Raw genomic sequence first — 19,460 nt, 5'->3', positions numbered from 1 at the left:
ACCTCCACACCAGCATGATTTGTCATACCCCCACCTCACGCGCTGATAGGCGGGGTTTAAGGACCAGTTACAGATCATCATTTACGGGGTTGGTTTTCGGCCTGCGGCAACACCCTAGGTCTGCATACATATCCCTTGTCGACAATAACCATCATCAAGCTCCACAACGCCATTGAGTTCACTAACTGACAGCAGGGTTAAGATTTTAGTCGTTTGGAAATCAGCTGGTTATATAATTCTAAATATGAGTCAACCATCGTATCGGCTCGAAATAACTGTTGATATCGCTCTTGGGCGCCTTCTCCAAGCTTAGCAGCCAAAACCGGAGCATCCCACAGCCTACGCATCGCCCCTACTAATGCCCCCACATCCCGCGGAGGAACCACCAAACCTGTTTCCTCATTAATATTTATATAGGTAGTCCCGGTCCCAATTTCGCATGAAATTAGCGGCTTCCCATACATAGCACCCTCAACCAAGGTTACTCCAAATGCCTCAGAACGTAGGTGCGACGGAAAAATAAGGCCGTAACACAGTTGCAGAAGTGCCGCTTTATCCTCGTCAGGCAATCCACCTAAAAACTTCACATTAATAATATGTTCGCGATCACATTTATCTTTTAACTCTTGTTCAAGTGGCCCACAGCCTAAAATCACAACCGGAATTCCAGTTATTTTTGCGGCATCAAGTAAATAATCTAGCCCCTTATAGTAACGAAGTGCTCCTACGAATAGAAAAAATCGTTCTCCAAGAAGAGCTCTCCACGTAGCCACTCGTGTTTCGTCGGCGACGGGGTAAGTCGTGGAATCTATGCCAATCGGAATGACACTGACCTTATTCTTAAACCGATTAAGTACGGAACTAGTTTCCAGGTAGTTAGGCGATGAAGCGACAATCGAGTCCACACTGTTCAAAAAAGCACTCATCAAAGGCGAATATAATTTGAGCAGCCTCTCTTGCTTTACAATATCTGAATGATATGAGACTACAGTAGGAACTTTCACTCCACTAGCGAAATGCACAAGATCCATGAATGGCCAAGGAAAATGGTAATGAACGATATCTACCTGTTTAGATAACTGTTTAAAAGCACTAATGGCACCTAATGAAAAACCCGTAGAAGCTATTTGAATATTCTCATACGCACGATGAACCGTGTGATGAGCGAACACCTCGCTATGTGCGGCTCCCCGCTTACTAAGATAAAGGACCTGAGTGTCGATGCCGTGGCGCACACCACCCTCTGCAAGTTGGAATATAACCTGCTCAATGCCACCCATTGTTTCTGGAAAATAGGTTTTGAAAAAGTGTAGGACTTTCATTTAACGCCGCACTCTTCTTACCGGGACACCTGTGTACACACCGCTTTCGGTCAAATGACGAGGGACACACCCGCCAGCACCAATTGTCACATCACTAACAATAGTTATAGCGTCAATAACAGTTGCGCCAGCGCCTATAAAACCACGTGCCCCGAGAGTGCTGCGCCCGGCAATCGTCGAACCTACAGACACATGACAGAATTCCTCGATAACACACTCATGCTCCACAATCGCTCCGGTATTGATGATACAACCGGTGCCTATCTCGGCCATAGGGCCTATATGTGCGTGGTGTCCGATAAAACTGCCAGCACCTATTACAGAGCCAACCCCAATTGTCGCTCGCGAAGATATTAATGTGGCAATGGGGATAAAGCGACTCTGTAGCCATTGAAATTGCTGAGCGCGTTTGTGATTGTCGCCGGATGCCGGGAATGCAGCCCAATCCGCTCCGAGGTCAAAATCGAACATTTTTTTAACAGGAAATGAACAGAACTCTTCGCCGTCTCGAGCGTTTTCATCAATAAAACATAGTGATTTTACACCGATGGATAGCGCAACATCAGCAACGCTTCTAGCGTGTCCTCCAAAGCCAATAATCAATAATCCATTCGGGACGACTATTGGTTGATTGTTCATTGATGCTGCCCTCCAGAGGAGATCAAATCCAAAACATTGATATGTTCGTCTACCACATCAGTCCAGGTTCGTTGGATAAGCCGCTGATATGTTTCCGATTGTAGTGCCACAAGCTCATCGCGGTGCTCAATGGCCCACTCGATACGATGCGCCATGTCACGCCAGTCATAAGGATCGAAGAACATCTTAGCTTGCAGCTTTTCGTCAACCAGAATTTCTTCCGTGACCGCGATTCTTGCCATTACGACGGGGGTACCCACTGACAAAGCCTCGGTAAAGGTAAAAGGACACCCGCCTTCACTTAAACTTGGATTTACTGCCAAATCAGCCAACTTGTAGCACGCGGCCAACTCCTGGATACTTAATCCGTATAGACATAAAACGTCATTCTGCAAGCCATGCTCAGATATGAATTTTTTGACAACGGAGAACTTATCAGGGTCTCCTGTCAAAATCAATTTATGCGACAAAAATTTATTTCTTAACAAATACTCATACGCCCTCAACAGCATTAGAAGATTTTTATTCGGTCTAAACTGGCTGGCATAAAACAAAAATTTGAAACTGGAATTTTTAAAACCAGACGTATAATGTCTATTACTAGACTTATGCATGGCCGCTGATAGTAATGTCCAGCAATAATGCTTAGAGGTCTCCACCAAATCGGAGAAGCCTCGAGTTGTCACCCACTTGTGCAACATATTAGGCGCATGGTGAATTACAGTAACATCGGTAGGATTTACAGAATATTGGTCAACCAAGGTTTCCCACTTAACCGCTTCGCTATACGTAATGAAATGCTGACCGGTCTGAATGGAACGACGAACAGACTCAAATGTCTGCATGTAACGATCACCGCCTAGTCCTGAAAATTCGACAGGAAAATCTGAAAGCACCACATCAGGAACACACATTAGTCTTGGTGTATTAATCTTGTTAAATGCCGGCCAAAAAGCTGTTGGGCTATACCAAGCTTTAACCTTGCTCTGTCCGTTTATCAGTTTAAGCATTTTTTCGGATTCTATACTTTCCATGCGCTTATAAAGCCGAAAGACAAATGCGTCGTCCTTTGGCTCTTGCACTGCGCCTCCGAACCTGGAAGATAAAACTCTGAAGCGCTTGAAAAACCGAATTAGAATCCATCGTACGATTTTGGGAGCCCTGACTATTCCCAAACCAATCAATACAGCAAATACGACAGGACTAATGACTATGACTGCCGCTAAAGCTACCAATCCCTCGATAAGAAGCCCCAGGACACCAAGGAGGCTTTGTGTAGTGACCAATCGCTGTTCAACATGATTGCTCAAGGAATTCTTTAGCGCAGTCATCCTCTCATTTAACCATCGAACAACTCGAGATTTGTTATTTCTCTTTTTACGTTCAAGGTAAGCTTCGTAAACCCGAAGCACTACAGGCTTCTTCGCTGGACTGATTATTTCAAGTGTTTCCTCAGGAACGCCTTCGCTAGCGAATAATTCAGCAATGCCCTCTCTTGACCAACTCGGACATACTAAGACAAATCTCACGTCTTCTCGTAGCGAAGCACCCTTCACGAAGGCAGCTAGGTATCGACCTAGTCCTTCATGCCTCAAATCCAGACCGGGGGCATATGCCAAGTATATTCCATAGTATTTCATAGACATTCTCTGATTACTTCCCAGTACTTAACACCGAGTTTCTCCACATGCTGTTCGCTTAGACGTGCAACACCTGGTAGCGTAGCGGACCTCGAAAGATGCGTTAACTCCATCTCTTTTAGCTTACGCCCCATCTCTCTATAATCGCTTGAATCCATCCACTCCAGATTCAAAGAAAACTGCTCATCGATTTCACGCATAGCAGGGTAATCGCTACTCAGCGTCGGGACGTTTAAATAAGCTGCTTCAATCGCGCTAAACGTTCCATTATCAATTTTTGCGGTATGCCACAGAAATGCTGCGTTACCAAGGACATACCGGTATTCAAAATCAGGCAGCTCACCAAGAAAATGAACATTCTTTTTGAGTGCTTCGCTTGATTTGACTAATTTTATTGCTCCACGCAAGTGGGCCGCATCGCTTTTTAACAATTTTTTAGTACTGACACCAGTAATATGACAATCCATTTTTCCGTCTAGACTGTCGTAGTAGAAGCCAAGGGCCTTGAAAGCATTTTCATGGTTTTTATGAGCAGCTGCGTTCGTAGTCCACACAAAATATGGCTTAGTATCTGACCGTCGTGTAATCGCACCTAGCTTCTCATCAGAAAAATCTGTGGCTAGCATCGGCAATTTGACAACTCGCTCGTGATCTACCCCTGCATATTGAATTACATCTCTCTTGGTAAACTCCGTCGTCACAATTACTTTTTGCGCCAAACGAACAGCGTCAATGAAGGCGCTATCCCGTATCGTAGAGTTGTCCTCGTAACGCTGTAAGTAGTCGTACACCACAAATAAACATGGCTTCAGCGGTAGCAATGGCGCCGATACCCGATCAGAAACTACTACCCAGGCATCACAATCTAACAATTGCTTAATACCGTCATCAACGCATAGATACTTGTTGTAGGTTGGTTCCCAACCGTCATGCCCAGCATATCTCATTGCACGCCGAGCTCTGGGATGATCCAAACTTTCCCAACAAAACGCTCGCCGCTGAATTTCGGGACTTATATCCTTAAAGTCCTCATCTTGGTAACTATCAGCGCTTTCCAAGTGCAGTAAAATTACGTCTACAGGCTCGCCCCAATCTCTGCTACCAGAGAATATTGCTTGTGCGATGAGTTTCGCGCCTCTAAGGCTTCCACCCCGATACTCGACAGGAACAATTACCGCAATCTTTTTTCTTTTAATAGGAAGCGGGCGTTGCTCTAAACGAATGAGCGCCAAATCCGATATTATCTTGTCCATTCCAACGCGCCATGCATCCACGCAACGATCTGCGTGCATGGGCTCAAGCATCACCGCCTGAGTTTCACGAATTCGTCGAATTAGATCGACATCATCATTCAAGATTCTCCGGATTTTATCCTTAGCTTCAGCGATTGTTTGGCATCTACCCGGTAAACCTATACCTCCCATACGATCTAATATGCCGCCCGACATAAATACAAGAGGCATGCCAACTCTTATAGCTTCATAAGGGTGGTAATGAATATGATTCGGTTCACGAGAATGGTAAAACATAAGCCGACATTCTCGCATGTTTTTATCATGCTCTTCATGCGTCACAAAACCCAGTACATTAGGATCGTCAACTTCAATAGGTTGAGCCCCCCCAACCTTATAGGGGAAATCGCCGAAATCACGCGTAAAATCATTATAGATCTGGCCGTAATAACTGCTTGGACCTATGTCTGGGCAAACGAAAAAGATAACCTTTTCACGCCCTTTCCATATATCATTAATACTGCAGTTACTTAATCCTAGCGGTAAAAAGACTTTGCGTCGCTGAAGATATAAAGGTTCAACATTCGCGAGGTGTTCATATGCAATGCCAAACCAGAGACGGCGCCCTAGTCGTTGAACGGATTGGCTACCATGCATCATGGCCCTGACAACAACCGAATAGTTTACGTCGACAGGTTGACCATATGCTCGCCAAATAGCAGCGCCTTGAAATGATCGGGACACTTCGCTCATAAAACCAAGCGACTGACATATAAAAAAACAGATATCAAAATGCTTATTAGCTATCGCCCAAGCTTCTTTCGTAGGCGATTTATACCAATTTTGGGCATTCAGTATCTCTAGCTCATCGCGTGGCACAGTCAGATTATCGTCTTCGGAATAATCAATGCTTGCCGAACGAAATCCGATTTCCTGAGGAAATGATTTAGGAAGAAATATTTCATTGATGCCCATCGCTTTGAGCATCGGGATCTCAAACTTTCGTGCGGCCCCGTGATTCAGAAGCCACATGACCCGCAATGGTTTATCCGACATTATTCAGTCCATTAATAGATGCATATTCAGCAATGGCCGCTTCAATATTTCCATCAAACATCAATGTACCATGATGGAAAACTAACCCACGGGTACAGATCGATCTCAACGCCCCCAGATCATGAGAAGCAAGAACCAGGATCTCAGCTTGTTCGATCAAACTAGTAATTCGTGCTTTGGCCTTAGCCATGAAGTTGGCATCCCCAGCCCCGATAACCTCGTCAAGCAACAGCACGTCGCCTCCAACGGTCGTAGAGATTGCAAAGGCCAGGCGAACCTGCATTCCAGCAGAGTAGGTCTTTATCGGGTAATCAATGAACTCGCCCAATCCTGCAAACTCAACGATCTCGGCCTCTTTTTCGCGCATGAAGCGCGGCGTCAGGCCGAGTAGCAAGCCGCGGTAGAGGATATTTTCCCGGCCTGTAGCATCGGGCTCAAAACCAAGACTCAAATCGAACAAGGAGCGAACCTGCCCAACCACCTTCAACGTGCCACTGGAGATAGGATAAAGGCCTGCAACAGTCTTGAGAAACGTACTTTTGCCTGCGCCGTTATGCCCTAGCAGGCCAACACGTTCGCCACTGACAATTTCGACACTCACATCTTTTAGTGCATGTATGTCTGCAATCCCAGTGTTTTGCGGACGTTGGCGCAAGAGCCCGGCCATCAAAGACTTTACCGATCTGTCTTTGTAGGCTACTGCCGCGTAGTGAAGATTGACACTACTTAGTGAGATTCGATTGTTTTTCATAGATAAAAAATCACTTTACGCTCAGACTTTTTGCCGACCATGATCGCGATCAAGGCAAAGAGCAACGCGGTGCCCAAGCTGAAAGCATAGTTTTCAAACGTCGGCCATTGGCCCTGCAACAGAGGCGCCCTGATGATTTGGAGGATGTGGTAGATAGGGTTGTAGTCAACTAACGCATGAAGCCCTCCGTTTTGGAACATCTTGGCTTCGAAATACACAGGAGATACGAACCACAGCGCCTGCATCACAAGCCCAAGAGCATGAGGGATGTCCCGGAAACGGGTACTGAAATAGGCAAGGATCGTTGACACCGGCCAGGCAATCATCGCCAAAACCGGAAAAATCGTTAATGTAGCCAGCCAGCTCCACCCAAAGTTTTGCGGCATTATCACCAATACCCATACGTATAACGAAACACTCGCCAGCATGAGCACAATCGAGCTGCCTACCACTGTACGAAGGGTGTATATGGCTAATGGGTGATTACATTGCTTGATATAGGCATCAGCTTGCACAAAGGATAGTGAGCCCCCCACCGTATTGGCGGCGATGTAATCCCAGACAATAATTCCTGATAGTACATAGGGGGCGTACGTCACAATGTCCGCGTTAAATATTTTGCTAAACACCAAGCTTAATAATAGTGTCAACCCGAGCGGCTGGATGATTGACCACATGACGCCAAAAAAAGATCGCCTCCATCGCGAGCGTAGATCTGATAAGGCAAGGTGCACCCAAAAGTAACGGGCCCCCCAAACGCGGGAAAAGTACGAAATCATTACTTCCTCTGGATTTTTAGTTACAACGCCAGCCAATCCTGGCGCTGCACTTGAAGATATCCAGGGTTTGCACTCTTCCCCGGATCACTATTAAATCAGGCAGAAAAGTACGCCCTGATTTCGTCTGCAACCTGCTGCACCTGTTCTCGGCTCAGGGTCGGATAACTCGGAAGGTTCATCCCTCGCGAGCTAAGGTCCTGCGCTACCGGAAAGGTTTCCTCCGTCTTGCAATGCGGCATGTTATGAGCAGGAGCGAACAGAGGGCGTGTCTCAATGCCCTTGTTCTTCAAATGATCACGCAATGCCTGGCGCTGACTCGGATCATCCAACAGCACCGAGCACATCCAGTAGGAGTGACGTGTACCTGGTTGCTCTGCATGCATCTGCAGCGGAAGCCCTTCGAGTGCTTCGCGATACCAGTCCGCAACCTGCCGCTTAAGCGTGATGATCTCGTCTGCACGTTCCAACTGGGCAAGGCCGATTGCTGCGCAGATGTTGGTCATCCGATAGTTGAACGCCAACTCGTCATGCCAGTACTCGCGGGTCTTGGACACACCCTGGCTTTTTAGGTGACAGGCTCTTTCGTGAATGTCCTTGTTTTTGGACACTACCATCCCACCCTCACCGGTGGTAATGGTCTTGTTTCCGAAGAAGCTGAACGTAGCGACATCACCAAAAGTCCCTACATGCTGATCTTTGTACAGAGAGCCAAAGGCTTCTGCACAGTCTTCAATCAGCAGTAGATTGTGCTCTTTACACAGAGCAACGACCTCATCCATGTCACATGCCAGACCGTACAAGTGCACGACCATGACGGCCTTGGTTTTAGGCGTAATGCGGCTTCGGATGTCTGGAACGCTGACGTTCCAGGTATCCGCCAGGGATTCAGCGTAAACGACACTGGCCCCGGTTTGCATGATGGTGTTGACGGACGCCACATAAGTGAGCGTCGGAACAATCACCTCATCGCCAGGCCCAAGCCCCAGAGCAGCCATTGCCAAGTGCAGGGCAACAGTGCCATTGCTCACCGTGGTCGCATGTTCGGCACCGATGTATCGGGCGAACTCGCTCTCAAAGCGGGAGATAAATTCTCCGCGAGAGGAAATCCAGGTCGAATCAAGACACTGGTTTACATATTCCTTTTCGCGTCCGCCCAGAAAAGGCTGATATACCGGTATCATCCCAGCCCCCTTATTCCTGACCCTTGAAGTATTTAAAGCCGTGTTCAGCGACCAGCTTGTCGCGTTTGGCTTCACTCATATCTTCACGCATCATTTCTTCTACCAACTCATTGAAGGAGGTAGTTGGTACCCAGCCTAACTTGGCTTTGGCTTTGCTTGGGTCACCCAACAGCGTCTCAACTTCGGCTGGACGGAAATAACGCGGATCGACGGCAACGATACATTTGTTGGTTGCGACGTCGTAACCTTTCTCGTCTACACCCGTACCTTCCCAACGAATCTTGATATCGATTTCCTTCGCTGCAACCTCAACAAACTCCCGAACCGAATGCTGCTCACCGGTCGCGATCACAAAGTCTTCCGGAGTTTCTTGCTGCAGCATAAGCCATTGCATTTCCACATAATCACGAGCATGACCCCAGTCACGCAGGGCGTCCATATTCCCGAGGTACAGGCAATCTTGCAGATCGACCTTGATACGTGCCAAGGCGCGAGTGATCTTGCGGGTTACGAAGGTTTCACCGCGGATGGGCGATTCGTGGTTAAAGAGAATACCGTTACAGGCATACATGCCATATGACTCACGGTAGTTCACAGTGATCCAGTAGGCGTACATCTTGGCGACGGCATAAGGGGAACGCGGATAGAACGGCGTGGTTTCTTTCTGTGGAATTTCCTGAACCAGACCGTACAGCTCGGATGTGGATGCCTGATAGAACTTGGTCTTTTTCTCAAGACCAGCGATGCGGATTGCTTCTAGGATGCGCAATGTACCCATGGCATCAGTATCAGCAGTATATTCTGGCGATTCGAAGGAAACCGCAACGTGGCTTTGCGCCCCGAGGTTGTAGACTTCATCTGGTTGTACTTCTTGCACGATACGAATCAGGCTACTTGAATCGGTCAGGTCGCCGTAGTGCAGCTTGAGATCATAGCCTTGGTTGTGCGGGTCGTGGTAGAGATGGTCAATACGCTGAGTATTGAACAGGGAGCTACGACGCTTGATACCGTGTACCGAATAACCTTTCTTGAGCAGGAACTCAGCAAGGTAAGCACCATCTTGACCAGTAATACCCGTAATCAACGCTACTTTCTTGTCGCTCATTTTTTCACCAATTTAAATTAATCAATCGAACAGTATGTCTCTATCAGAGAGCCAACTTATTGCTGCCCCTCACCTTCCTTGTGGAAGTGAGAACCGTTTTGTCATTCCATATATCTACTGTTCAGCAGTCCCTCAATTTCTTTGACTTTCAACGCCACAAGCGCTGGATTCCCTCTGCTTTCCACATTCAACCTCAACAGAGGTTCTGTGTTCGAACCCCGGAGATTAAATCGCCAGTCAGGAAACTCCAGACCGACGCCATCGGTTTGATCAAGATGAGGCCCTTGAGGTAAATAATGTGCCAGGACCTCCTCTAGCGCCGCAGATACATCATTCACTCGATAGTTGATTTCACCGCTGCACGGATAGGCGGCAACGCGCTCATCAACAAGCTGGGCTAAGTTTTTTCCCGTCGCAGACATCAATGCGGTTACCAACAGCCAGGGAATCATGCCGCTGTCACAATAGGCGAAATCCCGGAAGTAATGGTGAGCGCTCATCTCACCGCCGTAGATTGCATCCTCCAGACGCATGCGCTCTTTTATGAAGGCGTGGCCGGTCTTGCATTGTACTGAAACACCGCCCGCCAATCGAACCTGATCGATCGTGTTCCAGGTCAACCTTGGGTCATGGATGATCCTGGAGCCGGGGTTTTTCTTGAGCAGCATTTCTGCCAGCAGACCGACCAGGTAATAGCCCTCGATGAAGCGGCCTTCCTGGTCGAAAAAGAAGCAACGATCGAAGTCACCATCCCACGCAATCCCCAAATCGCAGCCGTTTGCCAACAACGCTTGGCGTGTCAGCGTGCGGTTCTCTGGAAGAAGCGGATTGGGTACACCGTTGGGGAAATCGCCATCAGGCTCGGCGTTGATGATCACCCATTCGAATGGCAACTTTTTGACCAATTCCTGCAGCACAGGGCCGGCAGCGCCATTGCCCGGATCAGCAAGTATTTTCAGCGGTTTGAGATCAGCCACATTGACGTAACTCAGAAGATGTTCGATGTAGGCCGTCTTATCCAGCTCGAATCGAACTTCGCCGGGGCCTGCAGCCAAGGCACCCAAATCACCACTTGCCACACGGTCGCGTATGGCATTGAGCCCCGTGTCGCCGCTGATCGGTCGAGATTCAGACTTTACAAGCTTCATCCCGTTGTAACCCTTGGGATTGTGGCTGGCAGTGATCATTACTCCGCCGTCCGCCTTGAACGCGCTGGTTGCAAAGTAGACTTCTTCAGTTCCGCACAAACCGATATCAATGACGTTTGCGCCCGCCTCCAGCAATCCACGCGTCATCGCCTCTGCCAGCATCGGGCTTTCGAGCCGCATATCACGCCCCAGCACAATGCTTTTACCTTGCAATTCGGTAACCATGGCCCGGCCTATCCGGTAAGCCACCTCTGCATTGAGATCGGATGGCACCTGGCCACGAATGTCATAGGCTTTGAAACACTGGGTATTGATCGGGGTATTCATACCGCTCTCTTGCTGAGGTATGTGGAGGCGAGGCCGATTTAACGGCTCTGCACGCTCGCCACGATGGAAATGAATCAGGACCAGGCCGAATGCAAAAAAGCCTGGCCGATGGAAACCTCACCGACCTGACTTAGCAATGCCAAAGTACTGTTAATTATCGACGCGGCCGTAATTATCTTCGAAACGAACGATATCGTCCTCGCCAAGATAGTCGCCACTTTGCACTTCAATCATCACCAGGTCTATGACGCCCGGGTTCATCAAACGGTGCTGATGACCAGCACGAATGAAGGTGGACTCGTTGGTGTTCAACATCAACTCCTGCTGGTCGTTGATGACCTTGGCCATCCCGCTGACGACGATCCAGTGTTCGCTTCTGTGATGGTGCATCTGCAAGGACAACGACGCCTTGGGTTTCACCACAATGCGTTTGATTTTGAAGCGCTCGCCATTTTCCAGGGTTGTGTAGGTCCCCCAAGGGCGATGCACGGTACGATGGAGCAAATGGACCGTATGGCTGGCCGCCTTGAGCTGATTGACGATATGTTTTACGTCTTGGGCATGATCTTTGTGGGCGATCATCACCGCGTCCGGGGTATCGATGACCAGCAAGTCCTCAACCCCAACCAACGCAGTCAGTCGATCTTCACTGTTTACGTAGTTGTTGCGGGAATTGTGGGACAGCACCTCGCCTTCAAAACGGTTGCCGTTTTCATCAGGCTCGGTCAGCTCACTGACGGCATTCCAGGACCCGATGTCACTCCAACCGATATCACAAGGGATGGTCGCTACTTTGGAGGAGCGCTCCATCAATGCGTAATCGATGGAGATGTCCGGAACCTCTGCGAATGCATCAGCGTCGAGTGCCAGGCAACGATATTTGTCAGAGGTAGTGAGGCGCGAACTTTCAATGGTTTTGCTGACAGCTTCCACTACGTCCGGGGCATGCTGACGAAGTTCTTCCAGCAAAGTGCCGACCCGGAAGCAGAACATCCCGGAGTTCCAATAGTAGTTGCCTGCACTGACGTAGCCTTCAGCGGTTTCAAGATTGGGCTTTTCGACGAAGCGCGCAACCTTCAGGCCATCCTTCAGAGGTGCATCTTTCTGCGCTTCGATGTACCCGAACCCTGTTTCAGGATAGGTCGGCTGAATACCAAAGGTTACCAGCCAGCCTTCGGCGGCAAGCGTCACCGCACTGGCTACTGCCGCAGCAAATGCTGTTTCGTCTTTTATCAGGTGGTCTGCCGCCAGCACCAGCATTTGGGCGTCGGGGCCATGAGTGGCTTCCAGTTGAAGCGCGGCGGCAGCAACGGCGGCGGCTGTATTACGTCCGAAAGGCTCAAGGATGAAACCTTGCGAATGTTTGAGCGTGTTGACTGCGCCGTACTCGTCTTCGGTCTTGAACAGGAGTTCCCGGTTGGTCACCGTAAGAACCTCCACAACACCTTCCAGACGCGAAGCACGAAGGAAAGTTTTCTGGATTAGATTCTGGCCATCTGGCAGATCCATGAACGGCTTTGGATGGGCCTCTCGAGAAACGGGCCACAACCGGCTACCCACTCCGCCAGACAAAATTACGGGAATCAGTTCCATGCTCTAAATCCTTAATCCCCTTCTGGCAGACATAACCAGAAAGCGGGGCTCAGTTATAATCCAGTCATTCCTGCATCGTAATCAATGCAAAATATTGCTTGAAGCGAACGCAAGTGAAAGCTTAACTTCAATCCAACACCTATCGGCTCACCTGACCCACTCAATCACTTTTCGCACATCTGCTTTCTTATTCGAGGCAGTCACGGCAACGAATAAGTGCCCGAAAAAATGCTCAGCGAACGGAGCAGTAAATTCTGTCGGCCATTCTACAGGTCGCATCGTAAATTAATAACTCAGGCGCCGACCGGTGAAATAAAATCATTTTAAAAGACATGAACACGCCATCAAAACGGCATCACGCTCCTGCATTGATCAACCTCAGCGGGAATGCGTTTCCAGCAACCTTTCCAAGTATTGACCATAACCAGTCTTTCCGAGACGCTCTGCTTGAGCTGACAACTCGGCGGCGGAAATCCACCCGTTGTTATAGGCAATTTCTTCCAGACAAGCCACCTTCAAGCCTTGACGCTTCTCGATGGTATGCACGAAGTGGCTAGCTTCGAGCAGCGAATCGTGCGTACCGGTATCCAGCCAGGCGAAGCCGCGACGAAGCATTTCGACTTTCAGCGATTTCTGTTCAAGATAAACACGATTTATGTCAGTGATTTCCAGCTCACCACGGGCGGATGGCTTGATATTTTTGGCGATCTCGACAACTTGGTTGTCGTAGAAATATAAGCCGGTCACCGCATAGCTGGACTTTGGATTCAGCGGCTTTTCTTCGATGCTCAACACCTGACCACTTGCGTCGAACTCCACCACGCCAAAGCGTTCCGGGTCAGACACGTGATAACCGAAAATGGTCGCGCCGTGAACCTGACTGCTGGCGGTGCGCAGATGCTCCGCAAACTGACCATAAAAAATATTGTCACCCAGTATCAGACAGCAAGGATCCTGGCCAATGAACTCTTCGCCGATAATGAAGGCTTGTGCCAAGCCGTCCGGACTAGGTTGTTCGGCGTAGGTCAGGTTGATACCGTAAAGAGAGCCATCTCCTAACAGCTTTCTGAAGTTAGGCAAATCCTCAGGCGTGGAGATAATCAGAATTTCACGCATTCCAGCGAGCATCAGCACCGACAGCGGATAAAAGATCATCGGCTTGTCGTAGATCGGCAGCATCTGCTTGGACACGCCGAGGGTCAATGGGTGCAGACGAGTGCCCGAGCCGCCAGCGAGGATGATACCTTTACGATTTGTCGTGGTCATTTATTCAGGACTTCCATAAGCATTCGGGTGACACCACTTTGCCAATCCGGCAAATAAAGAGAAAAATTGTCACGCAGTTTCTGAGTGTTCAACCGGGAATTCAGAGGGCGGCGCGCCGGTGCTGCATAAGCGCTCGCGTCTATCGGATTGATCACCTTGACGGCAAGCTCTTCGCCATTGGCCTTGGCAAAATCGATCACATGGCTGGCATAACCGTGCCAGGACACCTCGCCACTGGCCGCCAGATGATACAGGCCAGCCAGATCAGGACGCTGCAAGACCTGCCGAATGGCCAGCGCCGTCACGTCGGCAATCAAATCTGCACCGGTCGGGGCACCGATTTGGTCGACAATGACGCTCAGGGTGTCGCGATCCTTGGCCAGACGCAGCATAGTCTTGGCAAAATTATTGCCACGAGCGCCATAGACCCAACTGGTGCGGAAGATCAGGTGTTTGCAGCCCGAAGCAGTAATCGCTTGCTCGCCGGCCAGTTTGCTGACGCCGTAGTGATTCAGCGGGGCAACGGGATCTGTCTCTTGCCATGGTGTCAGCCCTTCACCATTGAACACGTAGTCGGTCGAATAGTGAATCAGCCAGGCACCCAGGGATGCAGCCTCTTCAGCCATCACCTGGCTTGCCTGACCATTCACAAGGTCGGCCAAGCGAGTCTCGGACTCAGCCTCATCCACAGCGTTGTAAGCGGCAGCGTTGACAATAATGTCAGGTCTCACCTGACGGATAGTCGTACGCAGTGCGCCAAGGTCAGACAGGTCGCCGCTCAAGCCATCAACCGAGTGACGATCCAGCGCAATCAACTCGCCAAGTGGCGCGAGCGAGCGTTGCAGCTCCCAACCCACCTGGCCGTTTTTTCCCAACAGGAGGATTTTCATGCCTTGTCCGAACGACCCGTGTAGTTCTGGTCGATCCATTGCTGGTAGCTGCCGCTCTTCACGTGAGCCACCCATTCAGTATTGTTGAGATACCACTCGACGGTCTTGCGGATACCGGTTTCAAAAGTTTCTTCCGGCGTCCAACCCAGCTCGCGCTGGATTTTGCTGGCGTCGATGGCGTAGCGCTGGTCGTGGCCCGGGCGATCCTGAACGTAGGTGATCAGGCTGGCATGTGGACGATGAGCGGAATCTGGACGCAGTTCGTCGAGCAGTGCGCAAAGGGTATGCACCACTTCGATGTTTTGCTTCTCGTTATGGCCGCCAATGTTGTAGGTCTCGCCGATCACGCCTTCAGTCACGACTTTGTAGAGCGCGCGGGCGTGGTCTTCGACGTAGAGCCAGTCACGGACCTGGTTGCCTTTGCCATAAACAGGCAGCGGCTTGCCTTCCAGTGCATTGAGAATGATCAGCGGGATCAACTTCTCGGGGAAGTGGCAGGGACCGTAATTATTCGAGCAGTTGGTAACCAGAGTCGGCAGGCCATAGGTGCGGCTCCAGGCGCGAACCAGGTGATCGGAGCTGGCCTTGCTGGCCGAGTACGGCGAGCTTGGTTGATACGGAGTGGTTTCGGTGAAGAGGTCTTCCGGACCTTCGAGGTCTCCGTAGACTTCGTCGGTGGAAATATGGTGGAAGCGGAAGTTGGCTTTACGTGCATCATCCAGTGCCGACCAATAATGGCGTGCAGCTTCCAACAGGGTATAAGTGCCGATGATGTTGGTCTGAATGAATTCAGACGGGCCGGAGATCGAGCGGTCAACGTGGGACTCTGCGGCCAGGTGCATGACGGCATCCGGCTGGTGTTCACGCAGGACGCGGTCCACTTGGTCACGGTCGCAGATGTCGACGCGCTCGAACACGTAGCGCGAGTTCTGGCTAATTTCGGCCAACGACTCAAGATTACCGGCATAAGTCAGTTTATCGACATTAACGACAGAGTCGTTAGTGTTGGAGATGATATGACGAATGACTGCCGAGCCGATAAACCCGGCGCCGCCGGTTACTAGAATTTTCACGCGAAACCATACCCTTGAGTTGCTGACAGGGCCGTCAACCGAGCACTGTCTAATCCATGAATGCAAAAGCCATCAAGTCAGCCGTGGCTTCTGACAGAGTCAGTCCGAACCGATTCAGGAACGCCCTATCGACCAAGCGCAGCATTTTACAGCTTAATGAAGGTTTTACTAATGGATATGGACAAGCCATGGCGCAAATTCGACGCGTACAACGGGTTTATCGCTATCAGACAAGGTGTTTGCGTGAGGCCCTGGACGTACGTCCCAGAAACCAGCCGAGAATCGGACCGATCACCATGCCGATCAGCAGCGCAATCACCATGACCAGCGATACTGGCAACTGCGGGCCCGCCCAGCCCAGGAACAGCAGTGACACGCCTTGCTGGTTCTCAAGTACGAACGCCAGGATCGCGAGAACGAGCAACAGGACAAATACAGCGAGAAGTACGCGCTTGAGGTTACGCATCAGTGGTTCCTTGAAGTGCAGCTGTCAAAGCCCCTCCTCCTCTTCCTCGTTCACGCGATCGCGCAGTTCTTTGCCTGGCTTGAAATGCGGAACGAACTTGCCGTCGAGGCTGACGGACTGACCGGTTTTCGGATTACGGCCTACGCGCGGCGCGCGATAGTGCAGGGAGAAGCTGCCAAACCCACGGATCTCGATTCGATCACCGGTGGCCAGACATTGGGACATTTGCTCAAGCATGGTCTTGATGGCCAGCTCCACATCCTTGGATGAGAGCAGCCCTTGATGGGTGACAATTCGTTCGATCAACTCCGACTTCGTCATATTTTTCCCTTCTTTTTCAAGCAGCTAGGAAAAGCGCTTCAAAGGTTTTAGCATGCCCGGAGAAATTTGAACAGCCCGAGTTTTGACATATCTTTCCCTGCAATGAGGCGCCCGATTTCAGACTATCGGAACATTGCTCAAACCCGGCATTCATCTACAGATAACCAGCATGGTGCGCGTCAGATAACCCGCGGGATTGAAGCCAAAAGGAAATCCATCTTCCTCCTTCGCATCATCGGACCTTACGACGACTTTATAGCCTGCGCCCTTACATTCCCTGGCGGCTCGCTTGTGACACTTTTCCCATCCGGAGCCCAATCCTGAACAATCGATCTCTATACCACTGACTCCGCGCACCGCATGAGTCTTGGCGCTCGTGGTACAGCCCGCCAATGTCAGTACTGCTATCACGACAATGAGCTTGTTCATTCACTTCCTTAATGCCGGGCGCATTGCCCAGCGGTCGTTCACTTCAGACTAAGCCTAGCCTTGAATACACGATTGACCTGTATGAAGTTACAGACAGCTTATGTAGATCATTGGTTTCACGAAAGAAATAAGGCGGCGCCAGCCCTACTGCCAGCCTGCTAAGCGAGCAAACCGCTTTTCGTAGAAGCCAGGCTTGCCGTAATGCCAGTCAGTTAGGCGCGACCCATGTGGGAGCGGGCTTGCCCGCGATGGCGGCGCCTCAGTCAACATCAACATCAACATCAACATCAACATCAACATTGAATGTGCCGGCCTCATCGCGGGCAAGCCCGCTCCCACAGGTTCCGCGCTTAACAGGCTTGCCTCTTAACTGACCGGTATTGCCCCCCTAGGCTCACCAAATCGCAGCCACAAAAAAGGGCGACCGAAGTCGCCCTTTTTCTATGGTCTGACAGAACTTAGTTCTGTTTTTCCATTTGTGCACGCAACAGGTCGCCCAGAGTGGTAGGACCAGCAGCGATGCTATCCGAAGGCTTGTCTTTCAAGCTTTGGATGGCTTCTTTCTCGTCTTCAACGTCTTTCGACTTGATCGAGAGCTGGATTACGCGGCTCTTGCGGTCAACGCTGATGATCTTGGCTTCTACTTCTTCGCCTTCTTTCAGAACGTTACGCGCGTCTTCAACGCGGTCACGGCTGATTTCGGAGGCTTTCAGAGTCGCTTCGATATCGTCGGCCAGAGTGATGATGGCGCCTTTAGCGTCAACTTCCTTCACGATGCCTTTAACGATGGCGCCTTTATCGTTCTCTTGAACGTACTCGGAGAACGGATCGCTTTCCAGTTGCTTGATACCCAGGGAGATGCGCTCGCGCTCTGGGTCAACCGACAGGATAACGGTGTCCAGCTCGTCGCCCTTCTTGAAGCGGCGAACGGCTTCTTCGCCCACTTCGTTCCAGGAGATGTCGGACAGGTGAACCAGACCGTCGATGCCGCCGTCCAGACCAATGAAGATACCGAAATCGGTGATCGACTTGATGGTGCCGGAGATTTTATCGCCCTTGTTGAACTGGCCAGAGAAATCTTCCCATGGGTTAGATTTGCACTGCTTGATGCCGAGGGAGATACGACGACGCTCTTCGTCGATGTCCAGAACCATAACTTCCACTTCGTCGCCGACTTGTACGACTTTCGAAGGGTGGATGTTCTTGTTGGTCCAGTCCATTTCGGAAACGTGTACCAGACCTTCAACGCCTTCTTCCAGCTCAGCGAAGCAGCCGTAGTCGGTCAGGTTGGTTACACGAGCGGTAACGCGAGTGCTTTCTGGGTAACGGGCTTTGATAGCAACCCATGGATCTTCGCCCAGTTGCTTGAGGCCCAGGGAAACACGATTGCGTTCGCGATCGTACTTCAGAACCTTGACATCGATCTCGTCGCCAACGTTGACGATTTCGGAAGGATGCTTGATACGCTTCCAAGCCATGTCGGTAATGTGCAGCAGGCCATCGACGCCACCCAGATCGACGAATGCGCCGTAATCGGTGAGGTTCTTGACGATACCTTTGACTTGTTGGCCTTCCTGCAGGGATTCCAGCAGAGCTTCACGCTCGGCGGAGTTCTCGGCTTCGAGGACGCTGCGACGGGAAACGACAACGTTGTTGCGTTTCTGGTCGAGTTTGATGACCTTGAATTCCAGCTCTTTGCCTTCCAGGTGCGTGGTATCGCGCACTGGACGGACGTCAACCAGAGAACCTGGCAGGAACGCACGGATGCCGTTAACGTCGACAGTGAAGCCGCCTTTAACCTTACCGTTGATAACGCCCTTGACCACTTCTTCGGCTGCGAAGGCTGCTTCCAGAACAATCCAGCATTCAGCGCGCTTGGCTTTTTCACGGGACAGCTTGGTTTCACCAAAGCCGTCTTCAACCGAGTCCAGAGCAACGTGAACTTCGTCACCGACGTTGATGTTCAGTTCGCCAGCGTCGTTGTAGAACTGCTCAAGCGGGATGAGTGCTTCAGACTTCAGGCCAGCGTGAACGGTTACCCAGCGAGCTTGGTAATCGATATCAACGATAACACCGGTGATGATGGAGCCTGCCTGAAGGTTCAGGGTTTTTAGGCTTTCTTCAAAGAGTTCCGCAAAGCTTTCGCTCATTTTAATTCCTGTTGATGAGGGCGAAGAATACGCCCATCTCCACACCCCAGACGGTGTGGGTTAGTTTCATTTAAAAGAAGCCACCGCAGGAC

Annotated in this window: 17 protein-coding genes; all 17 read right to left on the bottom strand. The window is 50.4% G+C overall.

Annotated features, from left to right (window positions below):
- Nucleotides 1-197 precede the first annotated feature (197 nt).
- Entirely contained in the window at nt 198-1,322 is a 1,125-nt protein-coding gene (locus TU81_RS15370; RefSeq protein WP_048395889.1) for a glycosyltransferase family 4 protein, read from the bottom strand.
- Entirely contained in the window at nt 1,323-1,961 is a 639-nt protein-coding gene (locus tag TU81_RS29620; protein ID WP_082157851.1) for an acetyltransferase, read from the bottom strand.
- Nucleotides 1,958-3,580, bottom strand: a complete 1,623-nt coding sequence (locus tag TU81_RS15365) for a glycosyltransferase (RefSeq protein ID WP_231983816.1) — start codon at nt 3,578-3,580, stop codon at nt 1,958-1,960. The genes TU81_RS29620 and TU81_RS15365 overlap by 4 nt, the downstream gene beginning before the upstream one ends.
- Nucleotides 3,581-3,597: 17 nt before the next feature.
- On the bottom strand, nt 3,598-5,889 hold the full coding sequence (locus tag TU81_RS15360; protein WP_048395888.1) for a glycosyltransferase: 2,292 nt from the start codon (nt 5,887-5,889) through the stop codon (nt 3,598-3,600).
- Nucleotides 5,879-6,640, bottom strand: a complete 762-nt coding sequence (locus TU81_RS15355) for an ABC transporter ATP-binding protein (RefSeq protein ID WP_048395887.1) — start codon at nt 6,638-6,640, stop codon at nt 5,879-5,881. Before TU81_RS15355 ends, TU81_RS15360 begins: the two co-directional genes overlap by 11 nt.
- Nucleotides 6,637-7,419 (bottom strand): ABC transporter permease, encoded by a 783-nt coding sequence (locus TU81_RS15350; protein WP_082157849.1) that lies wholly within the window; start codon nt 7,417-7,419, stop codon nt 6,637-6,639. The genes TU81_RS15355 and TU81_RS15350 overlap by 4 nt, the downstream gene beginning before the upstream one ends.
- Nucleotides 7,420-7,514: 95 nt before the next feature.
- Nucleotides 7,515-8,600, bottom strand: a complete 1,086-nt coding sequence (locus TU81_RS15345; protein WP_048395886.1) for a DegT/DnrJ/EryC1/StrS family aminotransferase — start codon at nt 8,598-8,600, stop codon at nt 7,515-7,517.
- 10 nt (nt 8,601-8,610) lie between these two features.
- A complete protein-coding gene (gene gmd, locus TU81_RS15340) occupies nt 8,611-9,705 on the bottom strand; it encodes a GDP-mannose 4,6-dehydratase (RefSeq protein WP_038982169.1) in 1,095 nt (364 codons plus the stop codon).
- Between the two features lie 101 nt (nt 9,706-9,806).
- Nucleotides 9,807-11,180: a phosphohexomutase domain-containing protein gene (locus tag TU81_RS15335; RefSeq protein ID WP_038982168.1), complete on the bottom strand. Its 1,374-nt coding sequence runs from the start codon at nt 11,178-11,180 to the stop codon at nt 9,807-9,809.
- A 150-nt stretch (nt 11,181-11,330) separates the two neighbouring features.
- Nucleotides 11,331-12,773: a mannose-1-phosphate guanylyltransferase/mannose-6-phosphate isomerase gene (locus TU81_RS15330; protein WP_038982167.1), complete on the bottom strand. Its 1,443-nt coding sequence runs from the start codon at nt 12,771-12,773 to the stop codon at nt 11,331-11,333.
- Between the two features lie 378 nt (nt 12,774-13,151).
- Nucleotides 13,152-14,039, bottom strand: coding sequence for a glucose-1-phosphate thymidylyltransferase RfbA (gene rfbA / locus TU81_RS15325; protein WP_038982166.1), 888 nt, complete (start codon nt 14,037-14,039; stop codon nt 13,152-13,154).
- Nucleotides 14,036-14,929 carry a dTDP-4-dehydrorhamnose reductase gene (rfbD, locus tag TU81_RS15320; protein ID WP_038982165.1) on the bottom strand — a complete coding sequence of 298 codons (894 nt, stop codon included), beginning with the start codon at nt 14,927-14,929 and terminating at the stop codon, nt 14,036-14,038. The genes rfbA and rfbD overlap by 4 nt, the downstream gene beginning before the upstream one ends.
- Nucleotides 14,926-16,002, bottom strand: coding sequence for a dTDP-glucose 4,6-dehydratase (rfbB, locus tag TU81_RS15315; RefSeq protein WP_038982164.1), 1,077 nt, complete (start codon nt 16,000-16,002; stop codon nt 14,926-14,928). The genes rfbD and rfbB overlap by 4 nt, the downstream gene beginning before the upstream one ends.
- Before the next feature lie 226 nt (nt 16,003-16,228).
- Nucleotides 16,229-16,468: a LapA family protein gene (locus TU81_RS15310; RefSeq protein ID WP_038982163.1), complete on the bottom strand. Its 240-nt coding sequence runs from the start codon at nt 16,466-16,468 to the stop codon at nt 16,229-16,231.
- A gap of 24 nt (nt 16,469-16,492) precedes the next feature.
- Nucleotides 16,493-16,789 (bottom strand): integration host factor subunit beta, encoded by a 297-nt coding sequence (gene ihfB / locus TU81_RS15305; protein WP_007899751.1) that lies wholly within the window; start codon nt 16,787-16,789, stop codon nt 16,493-16,495.
- 150 nt (nt 16,790-16,939) lie between these two features.
- Nucleotides 16,940-17,218, bottom strand: a complete 279-nt coding sequence (locus TU81_RS15300; protein WP_038982162.1) for a hypothetical protein — start codon at nt 17,216-17,218, stop codon at nt 16,940-16,942.
- A 458-nt stretch (nt 17,219-17,676) separates the two neighbouring features.
- A complete protein-coding gene (rpsA, locus tag TU81_RS15295) occupies nt 17,677-19,368 on the bottom strand; it encodes a 30S ribosomal protein S1 (RefSeq protein ID WP_030128738.1) in 1,692 nt (563 codons plus the stop codon).
- Between the last annotated feature and the right edge of the window lie 92 nt (nt 19,369-19,460).

Origin of the sequence: Pseudomonas lini (genome assembly GCF_001042905.1) — a bacterium.
Classification (GTDB): Bacteria; Pseudomonadota; Gammaproteobacteria; order Pseudomonadales; family Pseudomonadaceae; genus Aquipseudomonas; species Aquipseudomonas lini.
Note: the sequence above shows the minus strand (reverse complement) of the source record. Positions and strands in the feature narration are given on the sequence as shown.

Coding starts and splice junctions, on each gene's coding strand:
- TU81_RS15370 (WP_048395889.1), bottom strand. CDS start 1,322: ATGAAAGTCCTACACTTTTTCAAAACCTATTTTCCAGAAACAATGGGT.
- TU81_RS29620 (WP_082157851.1), bottom strand. CDS start 1,961: ATGAACAATCAACCAATAGTCGTCCCGAATGGATTATTGATTATTGGC.
- TU81_RS15360 (WP_048395888.1), bottom strand. CDS start 5,889: ATGTCGGATAAACCATTGCGGGTCATGTGGCTTCTGAATCACGGGGCC.
- TU81_RS15355 (WP_048395887.1), bottom strand. CDS start 6,640: ATGAAAAACAATCGAATCTCACTAAGTAGTGTCAATCTTCACTACGCG.
- TU81_RS15350 (WP_082157849.1), bottom strand. CDS start 7,419: ATGATTTCGTACTTTTCCCGCGTTTGGGGGGCCCGTTACTTTTGGGTG.
- TU81_RS15345 (WP_048395886.1), bottom strand. CDS start 8,600: ATGATACCGGTATATCAGCCTTTTCTGGGCGGACGCGAAAAGGAATAT.
- gmd (WP_038982169.1), bottom strand. CDS start 9,705: ATGAGCGACAAGAAAGTAGCGTTGATTACGGGTATTACTGGTCAAGAT.
- TU81_RS15335 (WP_038982168.1), bottom strand. CDS start 11,180: ATGAATACCCCGATCAATACCCAGTGTTTCAAAGCCTATGACATTCGT.
- TU81_RS15330 (WP_038982167.1), bottom strand. CDS start 12,773: ATGGAACTGATTCCCGTAATTTTGTCTGGCGGAGTGGGTAGCCGGTTG.
- rfbA (WP_038982166.1), bottom strand. CDS start 14,039: ATGACCACGACAAATCGTAAAGGTATCATCCTCGCTGGCGGCTCGGGC.
- rfbD (WP_038982165.1), bottom strand. CDS start 14,929: ATGAAAATCCTCCTGTTGGGAAAAAACGGCCAGGTGGGTTGGGAGCTG.
- TU81_RS15310 (WP_038982163.1), bottom strand. CDS start 16,468: ATGCGTAACCTCAAGCGCGTACTTCTCGCTGTATTTGTCCTGTTGCTC.
- ihfB (WP_007899751.1), bottom strand. CDS start 16,789: ATGACGAAGTCGGAGTTGATCGAACGAATTGTCACCCATCAAGGGCTG.
- TU81_RS15300 (WP_038982162.1), bottom strand. CDS start 17,218: ATGAACAAGCTCATTGTCGTGATAGCAGTACTGACATTGGCGGGCTGT.
- rpsA (WP_030128738.1), bottom strand. CDS start 19,368: ATGAGCGAAAGCTTTGCGGAACTCTTTGAAGAAAGCCTAAAAACCCTG.